Here is a 21,069-nt window from a genome sequence, read left to right as displayed (position 1 = left end):
TTAGTGATATAAGTAAAATTAATAGTTCGTATAATAGCTATAAGAGGTGCTTATATGATAGGGAAATTAGATTTATATCGCGTTTTTAGTATTGTCGCTAAAAATAATAGCTTTTCAAGTGCAGCTAAAGATTTATATATGACTCAACCAGCTGTTAGCCAAGCCATGATGCAATTAGAAAAGGAGCTAGGTACACGTCTTTTTAACCGTACACCTAAAGGGGTGACGTTAACAACTGAGGGTAAACTTTTATATGAGTATACAAATTCAGCGTTAGGCCTTTTAGATGCTGGTGAGGAGAAGCTGCTAGAATTTAAAAATTTAACAACAGGTCAATTGAAAATTGGAGTAGGGGACACTATTTCTCGTTTCTTTTTAATGCCTTATCTAGAGACGTTTCATACAATGTATCCAAATATCAAATTACAAATGTTAAATGGAACGACTTCGGAAATTTGTAACTTTATTAAATCTGGTGAGGTTGATATAGGACTTTGTAATTTTCCGATAGAAGATCAGACATTACAGTTAACAGCTTGCACCGAGGTTCAGGATATTTTTGTATGCGGCGAAAAGTACAAAACCTTGGCATCAAAAAGCTTAAGCTTTGAGGATCTGTTAAAGTTTCCACTTGTATTTTTAGAGAAAAAATCAAATTCAAGAAAGTATGTAGAAGATTATTTATTTGCAAGAGGGATCTTCATTGAACCTGAGTTTGAGCTTGGTTCACATGATCTAGTGCTGGAATTTGCACGCAGTAATTTAGGAATTGCTTGTGTAACGAAAGAATTTTCTAAAGATTATTTGCAGCGAGGATTTTTATATGAGCTAACATTAACAGAAAGTATACCAAATCGGAGCATTGGCATGTGTTATTTGAAAAGCGTACCTTTATCTCGAGCAGCGTTGAAATTTGTAGAAATTATTGAGCATAAGCAGGAGCGTAAACGTCTAAATCCAAGAATTATAAAGTGAGCTTAGCGAGTAGTGTTGAAAACCAAAATGGTGAAGGGAATCTTTGTCACATTAAATAAAGTATGGCTCTTCTGCAAAACGAGAGGTTGATTTCCGTTCTACTGGGCGCTTTGTAGCTGCCGCTTTGCTTTCGCTACAGAAAACATTTGTTGTTGCTGTCGCTACGCTTTCACACAGAAAACATCCGCTTCGCTGCAGGGTCTCGGGCCAACACGATGTTGGTCACGAAGGCTTTATCACAGGACGTGATGGTTTTAGCCTTCGTTCCTCTATTGCTGATCCCCAAGGAGTCGCCCAGTTTCCACTCCAATCAACCACTTCACATAGTATATATCTTCTGACACATAATAGCTTTTCAACAACATGAAGCTTAGCGAATTACTAGTCGCTAAGCTTTTTTTAATAGTGCCTCTAAAAGAATGTCGACATTGCGTTTATTTTTTATTGTAGGCGAGCACAAATAAGAAAATGTTCGGATAAAATGCTGTTCCTCGAGGGGTAAGATTTTTATATCGCCATTTTTTAATTCACGCTCAATGACACTAGCGGACAGTAATGAAAGTCCAAGCCCCTGTATAACGCTTTCTTTCACACCTTGATTGCTACTAATAGTAAGAAGTGAACGTACTTGGAGCCCATTTGCTCTAAATAAATGATCTAAATAATAACGTGTGCCAGAGCCTTCTTCACGTGCAACCCAATTTTGCTGCTGTAAGTCCGAAACTGTAATCGTTGACTCCTTTGCAAGAGGGTGATTACTCGCGCTGACAATAAATAACTCGTCTTGCATAAACGGTTTAATAAGAAGTTCATGGTCGTGTGCTTGTCCTTCAATAAGACCGATATCGACTTGTAATAATTTTGTATATTGAATGATTTCTTTCGTATTGCCAATAATAACTTGAAGCTCTAGCTGAGGGAATTGCTGTTGCAAGCTGGCAATGATAGGAGGTAATATATATTCCCCAATGGTAAAGCTAGCGCCAATCACAAGTGTACCTTGAATTTCATGGTGATAGGTTAAAATATCTTCCTTTGCTGCCTCGGCAATGGCCATCATTTGCTTTGCTCGTTTATATAAAATTTCTCCAGTTGGTGTGATTTGTACAGATTTTGGTGAACGGATAAATAAAGTCGTGTGAAATTCTTGTTCTAAGTTTTTAATGTGTAAACTGACACTTGGCTGTGAAATATGAAGTATTTCGGAGGCTTTCGTAAAATTATTGACCTCCACCAGTGTGATGAACGTTTTTAAAGCATCAAATTGCATATTACCACTCCTATTATTAGAAATATTAATAATTACGATTATATATATGTATTTTACTGATGATTAACTTTTTAATAAAGTAATAATTATCAAGGATGAAAGAAGTGAACAACATGGATAATGGCCAGCAGAGGTTAAAAAGTTTCCTAACCCCAGCGTTTATGAAGGGGATCTTGTTGACACTCATTATTGCCTTAGTAGCAAAATATATTTCGACATTTCCTTTCTTCTCAATTTTAGGGCAGCTTGTCATTGCCATTATATTAGGTATGGCTTGGAGAGCAGCCTTTAAGGTGCAGGATTCTTGGCAAACAGGCATAACATTTTCAAGTAAAAAATTATTACGCCTCGGCATTATTTTTCTGGGTATGCGTTTAAACTTAGCGGATATTTACAATGCTGGAGCGAGTGTTTTTCTTATTGCTTTTATTAATCTAGTATTTGCTTTAGTGGTTGTATATGGCTTAACGAAGGTATTTCATGTAGATAAGAAGCTAGGCATATTAACAGCTTGTGGTACAGCTATTTGTGGGGCTGCTGCTGTTGTCGCTATTGCTCCTCAAATTAAAGCGAATGAAAAAGAAACGGCAGTGGGCGCAGCGATAGTCGCATTATTAGGGACTGTATTCACATTAGTCTACACGGTGTTATACTCTGTATTTAACTTAACTCCTACTGAATATGGTATTTTTGCGGGAGGCACTCTACATGAAATTGCTCATGTTATTGCAGCAGCCTCAGCTGGTGGAAATGAAGCTATTGATATGGCAGTTATTGTGAAGCTAACACGTGTCGCATTGCTTGTACCAGTAGCCATAGTCATCGGTATTTTATATCGAAGAATTGATAAGGGGCAGGAAAAAGAAGGATTTTCACTGTCGATAATTCCATGGTTTATCCTTGGGTTTTTAGCGATGAGTGCTATTAATTCGTTAGGGATTGTACCAGCTAATGTAGCGCAAACATTTGTAAATATCGCTTATATTTTAATTGGGATGGCGATGGCTGGACTAGGTTTAAATGTAGACATAAAAACCTTTAAACAATTAGGCGTAAAAGCGTTTATTGCAGGATTTATCGGTTCGGTTTGCTTATCAATACTTGGCTATGTTTTAGTTATTTTCATGCAATAATTCAAAAAGATCCTGCATTTTCAAAAATGCAGGATCTTTTTTAGATAGAATCAGAAGATATTTTAGTTGTTACTTCTTTCAGCCTGCTGAAAGAAGTTAAAAATTAGCGTAATGCTTCAATCGAAGAAGCTAATTCAGCTATAACTATTTTGCTACCGATAAGTGGACTGTTTTCAGGTTTTCCTCCCTCAGCACTTTGTCCAGAACGGTGATGAGCTGCGGCGAATGCATCGCTATTACGCCAAGCTTGGAAATGCTCTTTAGACTCCCAGTACATATTGACGCTCATTTCGTCATAAGTGGGATCATCAGTTGAAACTAATACCTCCACTTTATGGAAACCTTCAAACTGCTGTAGAGGTCCTGGTTTTGTAAAGTTCGGTGCCATTTTTGCAGCAAAGCCGGGTTTGACTTGAATACGATTTGTAACAATAATCATGCTTTCCCCCCTAATCATTTTTTAGTTAACTATACGAATGAATTATCAATGATTATCATTCGCAATCAATGATAATTCGCCTAGGAAGACATTGTCAATAGAAGAGCCATGTAAATTGCAAATAGCTCGATATTTGATGCACCACTATAAGTATGAACAGTCTCATTAGACCCTGACATTTAACTGACATAATCCGATGATATAATGAAAATACGAATGAACTGGTGACGAGGTGAAAGGGCATGGCAAAAATATTAGTAGTAGAAGACGAATATGCAATTAGCCAAGTTTTGAAGGCATATTTGAAAAAAGTAGGCTATGATGTTATGCAATGTTTTAATGGCGGTCAGGCATTGGATATATTTCAAGAGGTTCAGCCTGATTTAGTATTACTTGATATTATGTTACCAGAAAAAAACGGTTGGTTAATTTTAAAGGAAATTAGAGAAGTTAGCTCTTGTCCAGTGATCATGCTAACGGCATTAGGCGATGTAAATTATCGATTAGAGGGTTTCGATCAAGGAGCAGACGATTATATTGCAAAGCCATTTATAGCTGATGAGGTAGTGGCAAGAGTCAAGGCAGTTTTAAGGCGCGGTAAAGGGAGCCGTGAATCTTCAGAAATAAAACGCTTTGGTGGGCTAGAGATTGATATGAAAGCCCATCGAGTGCTACTTAAGGGAGAAGAAATCATCTTAACGCCTAGAGATTTATCTGTACTTTTATTTTTGGCCGAGCATCCAAACCAAACCTTTACACGTGACCAACTTATTGATCAAGTTTGGGGCTGGGAATATGAAGGTAGTGATAGAGCGGTGGATTTAGCGGTGAAGCGACTAAGAAAGGTACTTAAGGAATGGGATGAGGAAGAGGGAGAAATAAAGACACTACGTGGATTGGGGTATCAGCTAAGTGTTCAAAAAAAATAAGCGAATATCTTTACGCAACTATTGGACAAGCCGCTATTTATTAACTCTCTTTGTAGGTCTAGCTATTATCTCTTTTATTTCTGCGGCATGGATTCGGCATACGACGTTTCAAAATCGACTAGAGATGATGGAATTTATAGCTGAGGAGACTGTATTTCGCCTAACAGATACTTCTGGCCAAAATAATGGACCTATGATTGGTATTCCAGGGTTTATTGGTAACCGTGAGCGATCTACTATGCGAGAAATTGATCCCGTTTTATATGTTGTAGATACGGCGGGTAATATAGTAAGTAGCAATCGACCGATGCCTCCAGGAAGTGAAAAAAATGTTGCCAACATACTGGATGGTGAAGAAGGGACAAAGAAAATAACTGTAACGAGTGAGGGACAAGAGTTAGTTCAATATGTCGTAAAAAGAAAACTTGAAAGGGACAATAAGGAAGTTGGCTGGGTGCTTGTCTTAGAGAAAAAGGAGAATTTAACGAAGGTTAACCAAGCATACGGGCTACTGGCATTACTTATTGGAGCACTTGCTGTATTGGGGTGGGGTGCTATTTATTTTTTATCCAAACGTCTAGCACACCCAATAAAACAGGTTGCCGAAGCTGCAAAGCAAGTGCAAGAAGGAAACTATACATTTGATTTGCCTCAAAATAGTAAGGAAGAAGAAATTTATGAGCTCGTTACTTCTTTTAAAGAAATGGCGAATAAGCTAGAACAATTAGAAAAGACTCGAACAGAATTATTAGCGGGCGTCACCCACGAGCTAAAAACACCGGTTACGTCAATTAGTGGGTTATTGCAGGCGGTGAAAGATGGAGTCGTTACAGGTCAGGATGCTAGTGAATTTATTCAAATGGCATTAGTAGAAACGACGAAAATGAAAACGATGGTCGGTGATTTGCTAGCTTATAATCATTTTGCGGTAGATGCAATTCCAGTAAAGCTTGAAACAATGAATGTTAATCAGTTAGTGCGTGATGCTGTAGCTCAATGGGAAGTAATGCAGGATGACGAAAATGTTAAAATACAAATGGATTTCCTTGCAGACTCCGTTGATGTTCAGGCGGATGTTGTACGTATACAGCAAATAGTTACTAATTTATTGACGAATGCAAAGCAAGCAATGCAGGAAGGGATTGTCATCATTACGCTGGTGGAAAAAGAGGATGCTGTCTTCATTACTGTAAAGGACACAGGACATGGTATCCCTCAGGAAGATCAGGCATTTATCTTTGAACGTTTTTATAGAGGCGAAAATAAAAAATATGCGGTCCGAGGCTTAGGCTTAGGATTATCACTTAGTAAAATGATGGCGCAATCTATAGGCGGTGATTTACGACTAATTGACAGTAATTCATCAGGAACATGCTTTGAAATAACACTGAAAAAGGCTACTTCGCTCTAAAAGGCGTGGTAGCTTTTTTTTGTAAAGTTTTTTTGAAGGAAATGTAAAGCTGACATCTGACTGACACATTAGGCCTTTATAGTAAGCATTGTAAACGAGAAACCAAAAGAAAGGACGGGATCAAGGATGACCGGAAACAAAAGGTTTTTCCAAATGATAACCTTACCTGCAGCATTATTAATACTACTAGTCGGTTGTGGTGAGAGTAGCGATTATGTGGCGAAGGTTGATGGTGAAAAGATTTTACAAACAGAACTAGATGACGCATTGCGTGAACAATACGGTACAGAGGTGCTAGAGACACTAATTACCAATAAAATAGTTGAACTAGAGGCGAAGAAAGTGGGTGTTTCTGTATCCGAGGACTCTATTCAGGAAGAGTATAAGGAGTTAGCCGAGTCGTATGGTGGGGAAGAATCATTACAAGAGGCACTAGAGGTGAACGGACTGACAGAGCAGAGTGTGAAGGATAATATTCGCATATATCAACTTACCAAAAATGTAATTGCTGAAAGCATTGACATATCAGATGAGGAAGTAGCTCAATATTTTGAAAACAATAAGGATAGCTATGGACAAAAGGAAGAGATTGTAGCTAGCCATATTTTATTGGAGGATGAGGCAACAGCAAAGGATGTGCTAGCAAAAATAAAAGCTGGTGAGGATTTTTCGGAGCTAGCAAAAACATATTCAATCGATTCATCAACGAATGAGGCTGGTGGGGAAATAGGCTATATTAGTCGAGGACAGATGGATGAGAAATTTGAAGAAGCCGCATTTGGCCTTGAAAAAGGTAGCGTCAGTGATATTGTTCAAACGTCAGAAGGTTATCACATCATTAAAGTAACCGAAAAAGTACCTGCAGAAGAGGCCGTATTCGAGGATGTAAAAGATGAAGTTTATGCGACTGTGCTGGAGGATCGCATAAATGAGGAATACGCATCTTGGTTAGCTGATAAACAAGAGCAATACAAAATAGAAAAAATGTAAGGAGTGAACTATATGCCTACTCTTACCTCGTTTAATCCTAACGGTCGAAAGGAGATTAAACAGGCTATCTCCTATCCGGACTATACATTGCTAAAAACTAAGCTACAGCATGTAATGCAGCGAGATAAGCATGCTGGGATGAATGGTAAGTATTTAATTCGCAGCACATACTTTGATAATTTTGAAAACAAAGTTCTAAATGAAAAAAAAGAGGGTTATATCAATCGAGATAAATATCGAGTACGAATTTACGGTAAATCCACTACGACTATAAATTTGGAGCGAAAAAGCAAACGAAATAATTTAACCTTTAAAACGAAGTGTGCCATATCCCAAAAGGAATATGAAAAAATGCGTGGTGGGGATAATGCTTGGATGGAGGAAGACGAACGAGCGTTAATTCAAGATTTATATAAGGACATGAAGTATCACCAATTGAAACCAATGACAGTTGTCGATTACGAGCGTGAGGCTTACATCTATCCCTTTGGAAATGTGCGTGTCACATTTGATAGTAAAGTACAGTCGAGCCTACGTAATACAGATATGTTTAATCCGAAGCTACCGATGGTTGATGTACTTGAGCCAAACTTAGTTATTTTAGAAGTGAAATACGATGAGTACTTGCCGGATATTATTAAGTACTTATTACAATCAGTAGATACACGTGCTGAGGCATATTCGAAATATCAGCTTAGTCGTATGTATGTATAAAGGAGAATTAAACAATGGATACTATAAAATTTAACGATATTTTTAAATCCAGCTTTTTAGAGAAAACAACATCATTTTCATTAATAGATTCACTTTTAGGGTTAGTTGTAGCATTCTTTGTAGGCCTGTTTATTTACGCTGTATACAAGAAAACCTTTAACGGAGTAATTTACTCGCATTCCTTCAATATTTCGCTACTCATTATGACAATGGCAACAGCACTAGTGATTATGGGAATAAGTTCAAATGTGCTGTTATCGTTAGGTATGGTTGGTGCACTATCAATCGTGCGTTTCCGTACACCTATTAAAGATCCTATGGATTTAGTATATATTTTCTGGGCAATAGTTTCTGGGATTCTTTGCGGTGCAGGATTTATTCCACTTGTTATAATCGGTGCCGTTCTAATTGGTCTCGTACTACTCGTGTTAGTGAACAAAATTACTGTGGAGAATCCATATCTTTTAATTGTGAAATTTGAAGAAGATTTTGCTTGTGAGGAAGTGGAGCATATTATTGCGGCACAGTCTAAAAAATTCGCTTTAAAATCAAAATCTATTATGTCGGATGTTGAAATCGAAACAACCTATGAAATTCGTGTTAAACAAAATGATACAAAATTGATGGACAATCTTACAAAAGTACCTGGAGTAAAATCAGCAGTAATGCTTAGTTATGATGGTAATTTCACTGCTTAGTAACCACTCTAGAGGAGTTTTCTAACTATGAAGAGAGGTGCTGATAATGATTAAAACACGGGTTGTCTATATTAGTATGGCAATTCTGCTACTCCTCTTTGTTGTTGTGTCTGCAGTGCTCCCAAAAACCGGCATTGAAACAAAAAATACCGAGTTTTCCTATGAGTCTATTGTGTTTAATAAAAATAAAGTAACAACAGTAGATATTGAAATAGCCGAGGAAGATTGGGCTGACATGCTAGAAAGTGCAACAGATAAGGAGTTGAAGCAAGCTAATATCACAGTAGATGGCAAGAGAATAGAGAATGTAGCTATTCGTACAAAAGGAAGTTCATCACTGAACTCGGTTGCAAATAGCGACTCGGATCGATATAGCTTAAAAATAGATTTCGATTATTACGATGATACACAAAGCTTATACGGCTTGAAAAAATTAAATTTAAATAATAATTTCAGTGATTCAACGTTAATGCGAGAATATATTTCTTATGAGCTGATGGAACAAATGGGATTACCTACACCCGCTCATTCATATATGTATGTCACAGTGAATGGTGAGGATAGAGGTTTATTTTTAGGGGTAGAAGCCGTGGATGAAACATTCCTGGCAAATAACTACGGCTCTAATGATGGATTTTTGTTTAAGCCAGATGGGACAGGCAGTGATTTAAAATATATTAGTGATGATATTGCTGATTATACGGGAATTGGCTTAAAAACGAACGAAGGTAATGTCGATCAATCAAAATTCATTGACATGATTAAAGCTATCAATAATGGCGGCAATATCGAAAAATATATTGATGTCGATGAAATGCTGCGTTATTTTGCTATGAACACGGCAATTGTAAATCTTGATAGTTATCAGAGCAATATGAAACACAATTACTATTTGTATGAGAAGGATGGTGTGTTTTCTATCATACCTTGGGATTATAATATGTCCTTTGGTGGCTTTGGTGGAGGTGGTAGAATGGGTGGCAATATTCAAATGCCAGCCGATGCCAATATGAAAGCACCAGAAGATGCACAGACGAATGAGCAATTAGATAAACCAGACATGGAGTTTCCGAATAATGGTGTTCAACAACAGCAAGGAGAACGTCCTAATGGTGGCCTCGATAAGGGTGGAATCAATATGGGGATGGGTATGTCCGGCGATCTTATGGCAGATAGCGCTATTAACTTTAGTGTGACTACCCCAGTATCTGGTACAACATTAGAGGATAGCCCGCTATTAAATGCCTTACTCTCAAATGAAGAGTATCGTGCTAAATATGAAGGCTATTTAGAAGAGATAGCGACTAATTACTTAACAGAAGAAAACATACAAAACATTACCAAAAAATTAGCATTGTTATTAACGACGTATGTGGAAGCAGACCCTACGAAATTCTCTACAACAGAACAGTTTATAGAAGCGGTAGAAGGGGAAAAAAGTCTTCCTGAATTTGCAAAACAGCGCTCCGAATCTATTTTAAAGCAACTGTCAGGGGAACTTGTTGTGGAAGCAACAACACAAGGGAATATGGCAATGCCTAATCCAGGCGAAATGGGTGACATGAACATTCCGATGCAAAGACCAGATGACTTTGATCCTTCACAAGCCCCTCCATTTAATCAAAACGGTGATAAGCAGGGAGACAGACCAAATGGTGGTGGTCCAATGCAACGACCTGACAAAAATGGAGGACCTATGTGGCCAAACCAAGGCGATGAGCAACTAAAGCAAGGAACAGTTATCGATAAAAATACAATTCTTACAGCGGCTGTTTGCTTTGTCTTGTTAATAGTTGCACTGCTCTTTGTTTTAAAATTTAATAGAAGAGGTCGTTAAAAAAATAACCATATCCAAAACTTTTGGGTATGGTTTTTGCTTTTTATCGTGCTAAAATAAAGCATTCTTTTTTGAGGAGTCTACTAATATGAATGAACAACAATTTGATAAGCTTTTGCATATTAATACGGTCGGTGAACAGTATGGGTTTCCTAAATTAGCTCACTACCATCGTTATGAGCCAACACCATATGCTGGATTAGAACAATTATTTTCTGAGTATGAGATGCCTGATAATCCAGTGTTTATCGATATTGGATGTGGAAAAGGGAGAGTCCCTATTTATGTACATGATAAATTTCATATTCCGACAATAGGGGTAGAAATGGATGCAGGTTTTTATGCAGAGGCTGAGAATAATAAAAGGAACTATCTTCAAAAAAAGAGTGCTCAATCTCCGGTTTCCTTTATGCATTCAATAGCGGAGGACTATGCTATTCAACCAAGCGACACGGTTTTCTTTTTTTTTAATCCATTTTCAATCCACATTTTTCGTACGGTTATTCATAATATATGGAAGTCTTATGAACAGCATATGCGTGAAATTCATGTTATTTTATATTACCCACCATATGATTATTTACAGTTTTTACATCATGGGACGCCTTTTGAATTAATCCATGAGGTTCATCTTGAAAATGAAACAAATATTAACGAACGACTTTGTGTGTTTGCATTGAAAAAAGCTTAGAGCTGTAGAAATAACCCAGCTCTAAGCTTTTTAATAAGATTCGACTATGACAAATTTTAAAAAATCTTACTCCGATTGCGCCCTCTAAGTACTGTATTTCCCTGGGAATAAATAGTTATTGGTAATTCCAAATTAATACTTCGCCAGAACGCTTTATATTTTAGATCTTGCAATTTTCGAAAAAAGGACTTCTTTTAACGAGATTTTATCGTAAAAAAATAATCAAATATGATAGTTTTATATTAATGTTTGTTCTAAATTAATAGATAATTCTTAAATTACTAATTATACAGAAAAATCACTCTAGACTAAAAATAAAGAATGTTTTACAATGTAAAAGGTTTAATTGAATAATATATTGATTTAGTAATAGATAGTTATGAATTGTCATTTTGGTTATTTTTGTTATTGAGGAAATGCTGTGGATTGTTTATAATTATCAGAAATATCTAATATTTGAAAAAACTTAGGGGGAATAAATTATGAGAGAGAACAAAAAACTTAAAAAGTTTGGCTCACTTCTAGTTGCATCTTCACTACTTGCAGGCGTTCTTGCTGGCTGTGGTAATGGAGATAGTTCAAGTTCAGGAGGAGGATCATCATCAGGCGGTGGCGGTTCTTCTGACGGTGATACTATTAAAATCGGTGCAAACTTAGAGCTTTCGGGTAACGTAGCTTCCTATGGTTCTTCGATTGCTCTAGGTGCAGACCTTGCGGTAAAAGAAATTAATGATAATGGCGGAATCGACGGTAAAAAAATTGACCTTATTAAAGTAGATAATAAGTCTGACAACTCAGAGGCTACTGCAGCAGCTCTTAAACTAGCAACGCAAGATAGAGTAGTAGCAATGTTAGCCCCAGCAACTTCTGGTAATACAGTTGCTACCGTTCAAATTGCGAATAAAAATAAAATCCCAATCGTTACTGGTTCTGGTACTGCTCCAAACATTACAGTGAATGATAACGGTAGCATTAATGAGTATGCATTCCGTACTTGTTTTATCGATCCATTCCAAGGGATCGTAGCAGCAAACTTTGCTACTAATGAATTAAAAGCTAAAAATGTAGCTATTTTTGCGGATAACGCATCTGATTATGCAAAAGGTTTAGCAAAATCATTTAAAGAAACAATTACAAAAAATGGTGGGAAAGTTGTAAAGGAAGAAGCGTATGTAGCGAAGGATACTGATTTCCGTACACAATTAACTAATATTAAAGGAGAGAAGCCAGACTTTATTTTTATTCCAGGATACTATGAAGAGGTAGGTATAATTGTAAAACAAGCGCGTGAATTGGGTATTGATGTACCACTGATGGGGGCTGACGGTTGGGATTCACCAACATTAGTAGAGTTAGCTGGTGCGAAAGCGCTGAATAACACGTACATCACAAACCACTACTCTGCAGAAGACCCAGATCAAAAAATTCAAGATTTCGTAAAGGCGTTTAAAGCAGCGAACAAGGATAAAGCACCAGATGCATTCAATGCACTTGGCTATGACTCAATTTACTACATTGCTGATGCTATTAAGCGTGCAGGCTCTACGGATGGGGAAGCTATTAAAAAGGCTTTAGCTGACACAAAAGATCTTTCTTTAGTAACAGGTACTTTCTCAGTTGACAAAAATCATAACCCAATTAAAACAGCAACAGTTCTTGAATTTGAAGACGGTAAACAAGTGTTCAACTCTAAAGTTAATCCTTAATGTTTTTTAGGCAAGGGGAGGCGGGGAAACACGCCTTCCTTTTTATGTTTTATCTTCATTCAGTAAAGGCTCCCACCATTGAAGGTGGTGAGATGAATACGGATATGGTTCCTTTACAGTGTCCAAACACCTAATTACGCCAAGGCGAAATTGATAGAACAAAAAAATTTTTTAAGAGGACACAATTTACTCTATTTTCAATAATAACATGTAGAAGTAAGTCCTATTTTTGCACTTTTCAAAAAATAAAAAGGAGTGAACGCTCATGGAATGGATACAGCAGCTTGTGAATGGTATTTCACTAGGTAGTATCTACGCATTAATAGCGCTGGGGTATACGATGGTATACGGGATTATTAAGCTGATTAACTTTGCCCACGGCGATGTCTTTATGATCGGGGCATTTATTGGCTTTTATGCAATTGCTAAATGGGAGCTTGGCTTCTTTCCAGCACTGTTATTGGCGATGGCAGTCTGTGCAATCTTTGGTGTTTTAATTGAACGTATTGCTTATAAGCGCTTGCGAAATGCCACACGTATTGCGGCTTTAATTACTGCAATCGGTGTATCGCTATTAATTGAATATACAACTATTTTCTTCAGAGGTGCGCAACCTGCGGCATATCCTGATGTCATTAAAAATAAATCATTTGATATTTTCGGTGTTCAAATCAGTAGTATATCAATATTAATTTTATCTGTCTCAATTGTACTGATGGTTCTTTTACAATTCATCGTACATAAAACAAAAATCGGGAAAGCGATGCGTGCGGTTTCTCATGATGCCGATGCAGCACGTTTAATGGGCATTAATGTAGATAATACAATTTCAGCAACCTTCGCAATTGGTTCAGCTTTAGCGGGTGCAGCAGGTGTTATCTTTGGGGTATATTACACAAAAATCGATCCATTAATGGGTGTTATTCCAGGGCTTAAAGCATTCATCGCGGCAGTACTTGGCGGTATTGGTATTATTCCTGGTGCCATGGTTGGCGGTATGTTGCTCGGTGTTGTGGAATCATTAGTAAGTGCACTTGGTTTCTCTCTATGGCGTGATGCAGCAGCATTCGTTATTTTAATTTTAATTTTAATCTTCAGACCATCGGGTATCTTTGGTAAAAATGCCCGTGAGAAAGTGTAGGTGAGCGGTGATTATGAAAAAGTCTAAAGTTTTTTGGGGTTATGCCGTATTAGCGCTAGTCATCTATGCAGTTGTACAGGTGCTTATTTCAACGAACTTTCTCGATATTTACTATCAAAATATGTTGATCACAATGTGTATTAACATCATGCTTGCGGTCAGCTTGCACATTGTCATTGGTATTACTGGTCAATTCTCGATAGGGCATGCAGGCTTCCTAGCGGTAGGGGCATATATTTCTGCCATCATCACAACTAAATTAATGCTTCCGTTCCCATTAGCAATTTTCTTAGGGGCACTTGCAGCAGCAGTAGCCGGTTTAATTGTAGGTATCCCGACGTTACGTTTAAAGGGGGACTATTTAGCAATTGCAACGCTCGGTTTTGCGGAAATTATTCGTATTATCTTTTTAAATACGGATTATGTTGGTGGCGCAGCAGGGATGCAGGTTGAATATTTATCGAATTGGACTTATGCATTCATAGGTGTTGTTCTAACAATTTTAGTAATCTCGAACTTTACGAACTCTCGTCATGGACGCGCATGTATTTCGATTCGCGAGGACGAAATTGCGGCAGATGCAATGGGTATTAACACAACTTACTATAAAGTTGTAGCTTTCGCAATTGGTTCCTTCTTCGCCGGTCTTGCAGGGGCCATCTTTGCACATAATTTTTACATTATTCAACCGACAACTTTCGGTTTCTTAAAATCATTTGATATTTTAATCTATGTAGTTCTTGGTGGCTTAGGAAGTCTTTCAGGATCTGTCATAGCTGCGGTTTTCTTAACAGTCGTCTCAGCATATCTAGCAAACTTCCCAGAAACACGTATGATTATTTACAGTTTAGTATTAATAGTCGTAATGCTGTACCGTCCAACAGGTTTGATGGGAACAAAAGAAGTTACGGATTTATTTAAGTTTGGTAAAAAAGGAGGTACAAAATAATGACTGGAAACCTTCTTATCAATGTTGAAAACATGGGCATTCAATTCGGTGGTTTAAAGGCGGTACAGGGCGTTAATATGTACCTACATCAAGGAGAACTAGTAGGTCTTATAGGGCCTAACGGTGCTGGTAAAACAACGAGCTTTAACATGCTTACTGGGGTGTATAAGCCAACTGAGGGCACGATTACATTTGACAGTGTAAAGTTAAATGGGCTTGCACCATATCAAGTAACACAAAAAGGTATTAGCCGTACATTCCAAAATATTCGTTTATTTAAAGAGCTATCTGTTTTAGATAATGTTAAGGTAGCGAACCATTCACTTGCAAAGCATTCCATGTGGTCTTCCATTTTCCGCTTGCCGAATCATTTTAAAGGTGAGGCAGAAATGGAGCATCAATCTATTGAATTTCTAAAAATCTTTGGCTTAGATGTTTATAAGGATGAGCTTGCGAAAAATTTACCTTATGGGATGCAACGCCGATTAGAAATTGCTCGTGCTCTAGCTGCGAAACCTAAGCTACTTTTACTAGATGAGCCTGCAGCAGGGATGAACCCGCAGGAGACGCATGATTTAATGGAATTAATAGCGTTTATTCGTAAAGAATTTGGCTTAACAATTCTTTTAATTGAGCATGATATGAGCTTAGTTATGGGGATTTGTGAACGTATATACGTGCTCGATCACGGTCAATTAATCGCTGATGGGACACCAGAAGAAATTCGCAATAATCCAAAGGTAATTGAAGCTTACCTTGGCGAGGAGGTTATCAGCTAATGCTAAAAGTACAAAATATAGATGTATTTTACGGTAACATTCAAGCATTAAAGGGCCTCTCTTTAGAAGTAAATGAGGGTGAAATTGTAACGTTAATCGGTGCAAATGGTGCTGGTAAAAGTACATTATTAAAAACATTGTCAGGCTTATTAAAACCAAAGGGTGGCATCATTGAATATGAAGGCTTCTCTATCGCAGGGAAAGCTGCACAGACAATTGTAAAATCAGGCATTTCACATGTTCCAGAGGGGCGCCGTGTTTTTGCCAATATGTCCGTTGAAGAAAACTTAGAGCTTGGAGCATATCTCCGTAACGATAAAGCAGGCATCAAAAAAGATCTAGAGCATGTGTATGAATTATTCCCACGTCTTTTGGAGCGCCGTAAACAGCAATCAGGTACATTATCTGGTGGTGAGCAACAGATGCTAGCGATGGGGCGTGCATTAATGGCAAAACCGAAGTTGTTATTAATGGATGAGCCTTCAATGGGACTTGCGCCACTCATGGTAAAAAATATTTTTAATATTATTGAGCAAGTTAACAAAGAAGGTACAACCGTATTACTTGTTGAGCAAAATGCCAATATGGCTTTATCAGTAGCAAATCGTGCGTACGTACTTGAAACAGGACGTATAGTATTATCAGGTACAGCAAAAGAGCTTCAAGAGAGTGAACAAGTAAAGGCTGCTTATTTAGGCGGTTTATAGAGGGAGAAGACGTCTCAATTTTCGAGGCGTTTTTTTTATGAGCGAAGGGAGTAAAAAAGACGGATAGACCAGTTAAAGTGAAGGATAGAAAGGCTAAGGCGACGGAAAGAAGGGGCAAAACGACGGATAGAACAGTCAAGGTGACGGAAAGAAAGGGCAAAGCGACAGAAAGAAGTCAAAGCGACGGATAGAAAGGCTAGAGCGACGGATAGAGCGGTCAAGGTGACGGAAAGAAAGGGCAAAACGACGGATGGAATGATCAAAGTGACGGAAAGAAGTCAAAGCGACGGATGGAAAGACTAGAGCGACGGATAGAACAGTCAAGGTGACGGAAAGAAAGGGCAAAACGACGGAAGGAATGATCAAAGTGACGGAAAGAATTCAAAGCGACGGAAAGAAAGACTAGAGCGACGGAAAGAAAAGCCAAGGTGACGGAAAGAAGGGGCAAAACGACGGATGGAATGATCAAAGTGACGGAAAGAATTCAAAGCGACGGAAAGAAAAGCCAAAGCGACGGATGGAATGATCAAAGCGACGGATAGAGCGGTCAAGGTGACGGAAAGAAGGGGCAAAACGACGGATGGAATGATCAAAGTGACGGAAAGAAGTCAAAGCGACGGATGGAAAGACTAGAGCGACGGAAAGAGCAGCCAAGGTGACGGAAAGAACGGCCAAATCGAAGTAGAATGATCAAATCGACGAAATAGCAGTAGCATTCGTCGTTTATTATTTGGTAATGTGGACGAAAGGAGTGATGTTTTATGAAGTATTCAGCACAATATTTTATTGAGAAATTAAATTTAGCAGAGCATCCTGAGGGAGGGTATTACATATCCTCGTTTCGAGCAGCTGAGGATATGGCTGTAAGAGATGTACAGAGACCAATTTATACGAGTATTTATTTCTTACTTCGTTCACAGGATATATCGCATTTGCATCGTTTAAAATCGGACGAGCTTTGGTATTATCATGCTGGCAGTCCGCTAACAGTCCATATGATTTTCCCAGATGGTACATATGAGGCGAAGAAGCTTGGATTAAATGTTGAGGCAGGGGAGGTACCACAAATAGCAGTACCGAAAAATACTATATTTGGCTCATCCGTAGAGGATGCAGATGCATTTAGTTTAGTAGGCTGTATGGTTGCACCAGGCTTTGATTTTGAAGACTTCGAATTATTTACACAAGAAGAGCTTTTAGCCGACTATCCACAGCACGAGGAAGTTATCCGAAAAATGGCTTACACGAAAATTTAACTTATTTCAGCATGCTGAAATAAGTTAAAGCCTCCGGGTACTATTATGCCAAAGCATAATTGATTAGAATAAAAGTAGCCGTCTCAAAAGTAGTTGAGACGGCGCTTCCTATTTACCACAAAATAGTTTCAGGATATTTAGCTTTAATTTCGATTTCATGTAACGATTTTTTTGTAGTAATCGCCGCTTCCATGAGTTGTGATTTTAGCATTACATATTCATCGTCTTCTAACATTAATCGGAGAGCAAATGCTGCTAAATGAGCTTTACGTTCCTCCAAGCTTAATTGAATATACTCTAAGTTCAAAACATCGACGTACTGTGTTGCATAACGGAATGTTAATGGACTTTTAGTGTGCAGCATTCTTAAAAATACTAAGTATTCTTCTTCATTAAGCTCCTGCTCTAAACAATTAGCAACCGCTGCCTGGAATTTACGAATGGCGGCAACGTCAATACTCCAATCAGAAGAATCAATTAGCTCCTGATGTAGGCGAATGAAATCGTTTAAAGCGATAGCAGTAAAGATCAGCTCTGGCCAAAGAATCTCTGCTGCGAAATAAACATTTTTGTTTGGGAAAATTAGTTCATGCTGTGTCAAAACACTTTTATTGAGTCCGTTGCTAACAAACTCAAGCTGATGCTCCCCCTTGGCGGCTTGGCGTAGATTATAACAAACACTAAGAATGCGAAGGCGCGCTCCTTGATAATCATAATACTTGTTTTCATCACCAGTTATTTTGTAAATAGCATTAATAAGCTCATCTAAATCCCAAAAATCCCCGCTAACACGTGCTCCAGTTAACTGCACAGTACTTTGAATTGACAGCATAGTTCTATCCCCTTAAAGTGCTTTATTTTGGTGTGTATTTAAGTAGTCTGAATAGTTCTGTCCGTTCTTTATCTGTTAAATCACGCCACTGTCCAACTTTTAAATTGCCAAGTTTAATATTCATAATACGAATGCGTTGTAGGCGCTTAACGGAGTAGCCAAGTGCTGAACACATACGACGTATTTGACGATTTAAACCTTGCTCTAAAATGATTTTAAAGACTTTATCAGATATTTTTTCAACATAACAAGGTAGGGTTGTAGTATCTAAAATATCTACACCTGCTCCCATTTTTTTGATGAATTGCTCCGTAATAGGTTGATCGACTTGTACGATATATTCTTTTTCGTGATGGTTTTCGGCACGTAAAATTTTATTGACGATGTCACCATCATTTGTCAGTAATAATAGCCCTTCTGACTCTTTATCTAGTCGTCCAATATGGAAAATGCGAAGAGGGTGATTGACAAAATCAACGACATTTCCTTTTATATGACGTTCCGTTGTACTTGTAATTCCTACTGGTTTGTTTAAGGCAATATATACGAGCTGTTCTTCTTTCTTTACCTCTTTTCCATCAACACAAACCAGATCACCAGCTTCTACTTGACTACCGACTGTAGCAAGTTCACCATTAATTGTTACTTTACCTTCTTCTACCCATTTATCCGCACCGCGACGAGATACGATGCCTGTTTCACTCAAATATTTATTAATGCGCATACTGTTCTCCTATACATTTATATTATTTTTAAGTATACATTATAGTTGGTCACACCGTGAATCCTAGAAGCTTTTCTACCAAATATAACTCACTCCAGGAAAACGATTTTCGTGGGCAACCCCGTCGCTCATACTTCGTTCCTTATGCTTTCATACCAGCCTATTTTCTTATTCAATAAAAAGATTTTAATATTAATCTAAAAAAATTTGAAAAAGTTGAAATTATTTTTCGTTTCTGACAATATATTGTGTAAGAGGGTATCTATGAAAATATTGTTATTTCGATAAAAAATGACGATATTTGTAGATTATTTTCTCATTATTTTGTGTAAAGGGGAGAAGTAAAATGGTTTATGCATTTCCAAACACTGAAGGATCGGTAGTTCAATTCAAAGAGAAATATGATAATTACATTGGTGGAGAATGGACACCCCCAGTGAAAGGACAATACTTTGACAATGTTACACCTGTTACTGGACAAGTTTTTACACAAGTAGCTCGTTCTACTGCTGAGGATATTGAACTTGCACTTGATGCAGCACATGCCGCAAAAGATGCATGGGGGAAAACATCCGCAACAGAGCGTGCAAACATTTTACTTAAAATTGCGGACCGCATAGAACAAAACTTAGAAAAGCTAGCCGTTGCCGAAACATGGGATAACGGAAAAGCGGTACGTGAAACATTAAATGCAGATATCCCTCTTGCAATTGATCATTTCCGTTATTTTGCGGGAGCTTTACGTGCACAAGAAGGCGCAGTAAGCCAAATCGATAATGATACTGTCGCTTATCATTTCCATGAGCCAATTGGGGTAGTAGGTCAAATTATCCCTTGGAACTTCCCGTTATTAATGGCTGTTTGGAAGCTAGCACCTGCACTTGCAGCTGGAAACTGTGTAGTGTTAAAACCTGCAGAGCAAACACCAACTTCGATTATGGTGCTCGTTGAATTAATAGAAGATTTATTGCCATCAGGTGTACTAAATGTTGTCAATGGCTTTGGCTTAGAGGCAGGGAAGCCGCTGGCATCGAATCCACGCATCGGTAAAATTGCCTTTACTGGTGAGACAACGACAGGTCGCTTAATTATGCAATATGCTTCACAAAATCTTATTCCCGTTACATTAGAATTGGGCGGCAAATCGCCAAACATCTTCTTTGAGGATATTATGGACGAAGATGATGCCTTTTTAGATAAAGCAGTTGAAGGCTTTGTATTATTCGCATTAAACCAAGGTGAAGTATGTACATGTCCTTCTCGTGCATTAATACAAGAATCTATTTACGATAAATTTATGGAGCGTGTTCTACAGCGTGTTGAAGCGATTAAAGTTGGGAATCCACTTGATCCGAATACGATGATGGGTGCGCAAGCTTCAAGTGAGCAAATGGAAAAAATCCTTTCTTACTTAGATATTGGTAAGCAAGAAGGTGCCGAATGTCTAATTGGAGGAGAGAAAAATAATGTAGGATCAGGCTTTGAAAATGGTTACTACATTAAGCCAACTGTCTTCAAAGGACACAATAAAATGCGTATTTTCCAAGAAGAAATTTTCGGACCAGTTGTTGCTGTAACAACATTCAAAACAAAAGAAGAAGCGTTAGAAATTGCGAATGACACATTATATGGTTTAGGTGCAGGTGTATGGACACGTGATATGAATACAGCTTATCGCTTCGGTCGAGGTATTCAAGCAGGACGTGTTTGGACAAACTGCTACCATGCTTACCCTGCACATGCAGCGTTCGGTGGCTATAAAATGTCGGGTGTTGGTCGTGAAAACCATAAGATGATGTTAGCTCACTACCAACAAACGAAAAACCTATTAGTTAGCTATAGTGAAAACAAACTTGGTTTCTTCTAATCAATAAGGAGGTGCATGAGC

At 38.0% G+C, this 21,069-nt stretch carries 23 protein-coding genes; 16 read left to right on the top strand and 7 right to left on the bottom strand.

Annotated elements, in window-relative coordinates; genetic code table 11:
- Positions 1-54: 54 nt before the first annotated feature.
- Positions 55-975 carry a LysR family transcriptional regulator gene (locus ABH966_RS09615; protein ID WP_370077814.1) on the top strand — a complete coding sequence of 307 codons (921 nt, stop codon included), beginning with the start codon at positions 55-57 and terminating at the stop codon, positions 973-975.
- 388 nt (positions 976-1,363) lie between these two features.
- Here the strand turns inward: ABH966_RS09615 and ABH966_RS09610 are convergent, their stop codons facing one another.
- Positions 1,364-2,245: a LysR family transcriptional regulator gene (locus ABH966_RS09610; RefSeq protein WP_370077812.1), complete on the bottom strand. Its 882-nt coding sequence runs from the start codon at positions 2,243-2,245 to the stop codon at positions 1,364-1,366.
- Between the two features lie 113 nt (positions 2,246-2,358).
- On the opposite strand from ABH966_RS09610, the gene ABH966_RS09605 reads away from it, so the two are divergent.
- On the top strand, positions 2,359-3,378 hold the full coding sequence (locus ABH966_RS09605) for a YeiH family protein (protein ID WP_370077971.1): 1,020 nt from the start codon (positions 2,359-2,361) through the stop codon (positions 3,376-3,378).
- Positions 3,379-3,481: 103 nt separating this feature from the next.
- Here the strand turns inward: ABH966_RS09605 and ABH966_RS09600 are convergent, their stop codons facing one another.
- Positions 3,482-3,817 (bottom strand): heme oxygenase, encoded by a 336-nt coding sequence (locus tag ABH966_RS09600; protein ID WP_370077810.1) that lies wholly within the window; start codon positions 3,815-3,817, stop codon positions 3,482-3,484.
- Positions 3,818-4,059: 242 nt separating this feature from the next.
- Between ABH966_RS09600 and ABH966_RS09595 the strand changes: the two genes are divergently transcribed.
- The 12 genes from ABH966_RS09595 to ABH966_RS09540 all read left to right on the top strand — a co-directional run bounded on the left by ABH966_RS09595 (position 4,060) and on the right by ABH966_RS09540 (position 16,369).
- Entirely contained in the window at positions 4,060-4,746 is a 687-nt protein-coding gene (locus ABH966_RS09595) for a response regulator (RefSeq protein WP_370077808.1), read from the top strand.
- Complete coding sequence (locus tag ABH966_RS09590; RefSeq protein ID WP_370077806.1) at positions 4,730-6,157, top strand: HAMP domain-containing sensor histidine kinase; 1,428 nt, start codon at positions 4,730-4,732, stop codon at positions 6,155-6,157. The genes ABH966_RS09595 and ABH966_RS09590 overlap by 17 nt, the downstream gene beginning before the upstream one ends.
- 126 nt (positions 6,158-6,283) lie before the next feature.
- Positions 6,284-7,147: a peptidylprolyl isomerase gene (locus ABH966_RS09585; protein WP_370077804.1), complete on the top strand. Its 864-nt coding sequence runs from the start codon at positions 6,284-6,286 to the stop codon at positions 7,145-7,147.
- Positions 7,148-7,159: 12 nt separating this feature from the next.
- A complete protein-coding gene (locus ABH966_RS09580; RefSeq protein ID WP_370077802.1) occupies positions 7,160-7,861 on the top strand; it encodes a polyphosphate polymerase domain-containing protein in 702 nt (233 codons plus the stop codon).
- Between the two features lie 14 nt (positions 7,862-7,875).
- On the top strand, positions 7,876-8,559 hold the full coding sequence (locus ABH966_RS09575) for a DUF4956 domain-containing protein (RefSeq protein WP_370077800.1): 684 nt from the start codon (positions 7,876-7,878) through the stop codon (positions 8,557-8,559).
- 46 nt (positions 8,560-8,605) lie between these two features.
- Positions 8,606-10,396 carry a CotH kinase family protein gene (locus ABH966_RS09570; protein ID WP_370077798.1) on the top strand — a complete coding sequence of 597 codons (1,791 nt, stop codon included), beginning with the start codon at positions 8,606-8,608 and terminating at the stop codon, positions 10,394-10,396.
- Between the two features lie 88 nt (positions 10,397-10,484).
- Positions 10,485-11,087, top strand: a complete 603-nt coding sequence (locus tag ABH966_RS09565) for a class I SAM-dependent methyltransferase (protein ID WP_370077796.1) — start codon at positions 10,485-10,487, stop codon at positions 11,085-11,087.
- A gap of 482 nt (positions 11,088-11,569) precedes the next feature.
- On the top strand, positions 11,570-12,793 hold the full coding sequence (locus ABH966_RS09560) for an ABC transporter substrate-binding protein (RefSeq protein WP_370077794.1): 1,224 nt from the start codon (positions 11,570-11,572) through the stop codon (positions 12,791-12,793).
- Positions 12,794-13,058: 265 nt separating this feature from the next.
- A complete protein-coding gene (locus ABH966_RS09555; protein ID WP_370077792.1) occupies positions 13,059-13,934 on the top strand; it encodes a branched-chain amino acid ABC transporter permease in 876 nt (291 codons plus the stop codon).
- Positions 13,935-13,947: 13 nt separating this feature from the next.
- Complete coding sequence (locus tag ABH966_RS09550; RefSeq protein ID WP_142509935.1) at positions 13,948-14,883, top strand: branched-chain amino acid ABC transporter permease; 936 nt, start codon at positions 13,948-13,950, stop codon at positions 14,881-14,883.
- Positions 14,883-15,662, top strand: a complete 780-nt coding sequence (locus ABH966_RS09545; RefSeq protein WP_370077790.1) for an ABC transporter ATP-binding protein — start codon at positions 14,883-14,885, stop codon at positions 15,660-15,662. The genes ABH966_RS09550 and ABH966_RS09545 overlap by 1 nt, the downstream gene beginning before the upstream one ends.
- Positions 15,662-16,369 carry an ABC transporter ATP-binding protein gene (locus ABH966_RS09540; RefSeq protein ID WP_248717509.1) on the top strand — a complete coding sequence of 236 codons (708 nt, stop codon included), beginning with the start codon at positions 15,662-15,664 and terminating at the stop codon, positions 16,367-16,369. The genes ABH966_RS09545 and ABH966_RS09540 overlap by 1 nt, the downstream gene beginning before the upstream one ends.
- Positions 16,370-16,404: 35 nt before the next feature.
- Here the strand turns inward: ABH966_RS09540 and ABH966_RS09535 are convergent, their stop codons facing one another.
- The 3 genes from ABH966_RS09535 to ABH966_RS09525 are packed head-to-tail and all read right to left on the bottom strand — an operon-like array spanning position 16,405 to position 17,044.
- Entirely contained in the window at positions 16,405-16,632 is a 228-nt protein-coding gene (locus ABH966_RS09535; RefSeq protein WP_370077789.1) for a hypothetical protein, read from the bottom strand.
- Complete coding sequence (locus ABH966_RS09530; protein WP_370077788.1) at positions 16,629-16,838, bottom strand: hypothetical protein; 210 nt, start codon at positions 16,836-16,838, stop codon at positions 16,629-16,631. The genes ABH966_RS09535 and ABH966_RS09530 overlap by 4 nt, the downstream gene beginning before the upstream one ends.
- Positions 16,835-17,044 carry a hypothetical protein gene (locus ABH966_RS09525; RefSeq protein WP_370077787.1) on the bottom strand — a complete coding sequence of 70 codons (210 nt, stop codon included), beginning with the start codon at positions 17,042-17,044 and terminating at the stop codon, positions 16,835-16,837. The genes ABH966_RS09530 and ABH966_RS09525 overlap by 4 nt, the downstream gene beginning before the upstream one ends.
- 86 nt (positions 17,045-17,130) lie before the next feature.
- Between ABH966_RS09525 and ABH966_RS09520 the strand changes: the two genes are divergently transcribed.
- Positions 17,131-17,625 (top strand): cupin domain-containing protein, encoded by a 495-nt coding sequence (locus ABH966_RS09520; protein WP_370077786.1) that lies wholly within the window; start codon positions 17,131-17,133, stop codon positions 17,623-17,625.
- Between the two features lie 112 nt (positions 17,626-17,737).
- Here ABH966_RS09520 and ABH966_RS09515 read toward each other — a convergent pair whose 3' ends face one another.
- Both ABH966_RS09515 and rluF read right to left on the bottom strand, forming a co-directional pair.
- Positions 17,738-18,457, bottom strand: a complete 720-nt coding sequence (locus ABH966_RS09515) for a DUF6904 family protein (protein WP_370077785.1) — start codon at positions 18,455-18,457, stop codon at positions 17,738-17,740.
- 22 nt (positions 18,458-18,479) lie between these two features.
- Complete coding sequence (gene rluF / locus ABH966_RS09510) at positions 18,480-19,181, bottom strand: 23S rRNA pseudouridine(2604) synthase RluF (protein WP_370077784.1); 702 nt, start codon at positions 19,179-19,181, stop codon at positions 18,480-18,482.
- Between the two features lie 346 nt (positions 19,182-19,527).
- Here rluF and adh point away from each other — a divergent pair, with 346 nt between their 5' ends.
- Positions 19,528-21,048 (top strand): aldehyde dehydrogenase, encoded by a 1,521-nt coding sequence (gene adh / locus ABH966_RS09505; protein ID WP_370077783.1) that lies wholly within the window; start codon positions 19,528-19,530, stop codon positions 21,046-21,048.
- Positions 21,049-21,069: the final 21 nt, after the last annotated feature.

Origin of the sequence: Lysinibacillus sp. RC46 (genome assembly GCF_041262385.1) — a bacterium.
GTDB lineage: Bacteria > Bacillota > Bacilli > Bacillales_A > Planococcaceae > Lysinibacillus.
Note: the sequence above shows the minus strand (reverse complement) of the source record. Positions and strands in the feature narration are given on the sequence as shown.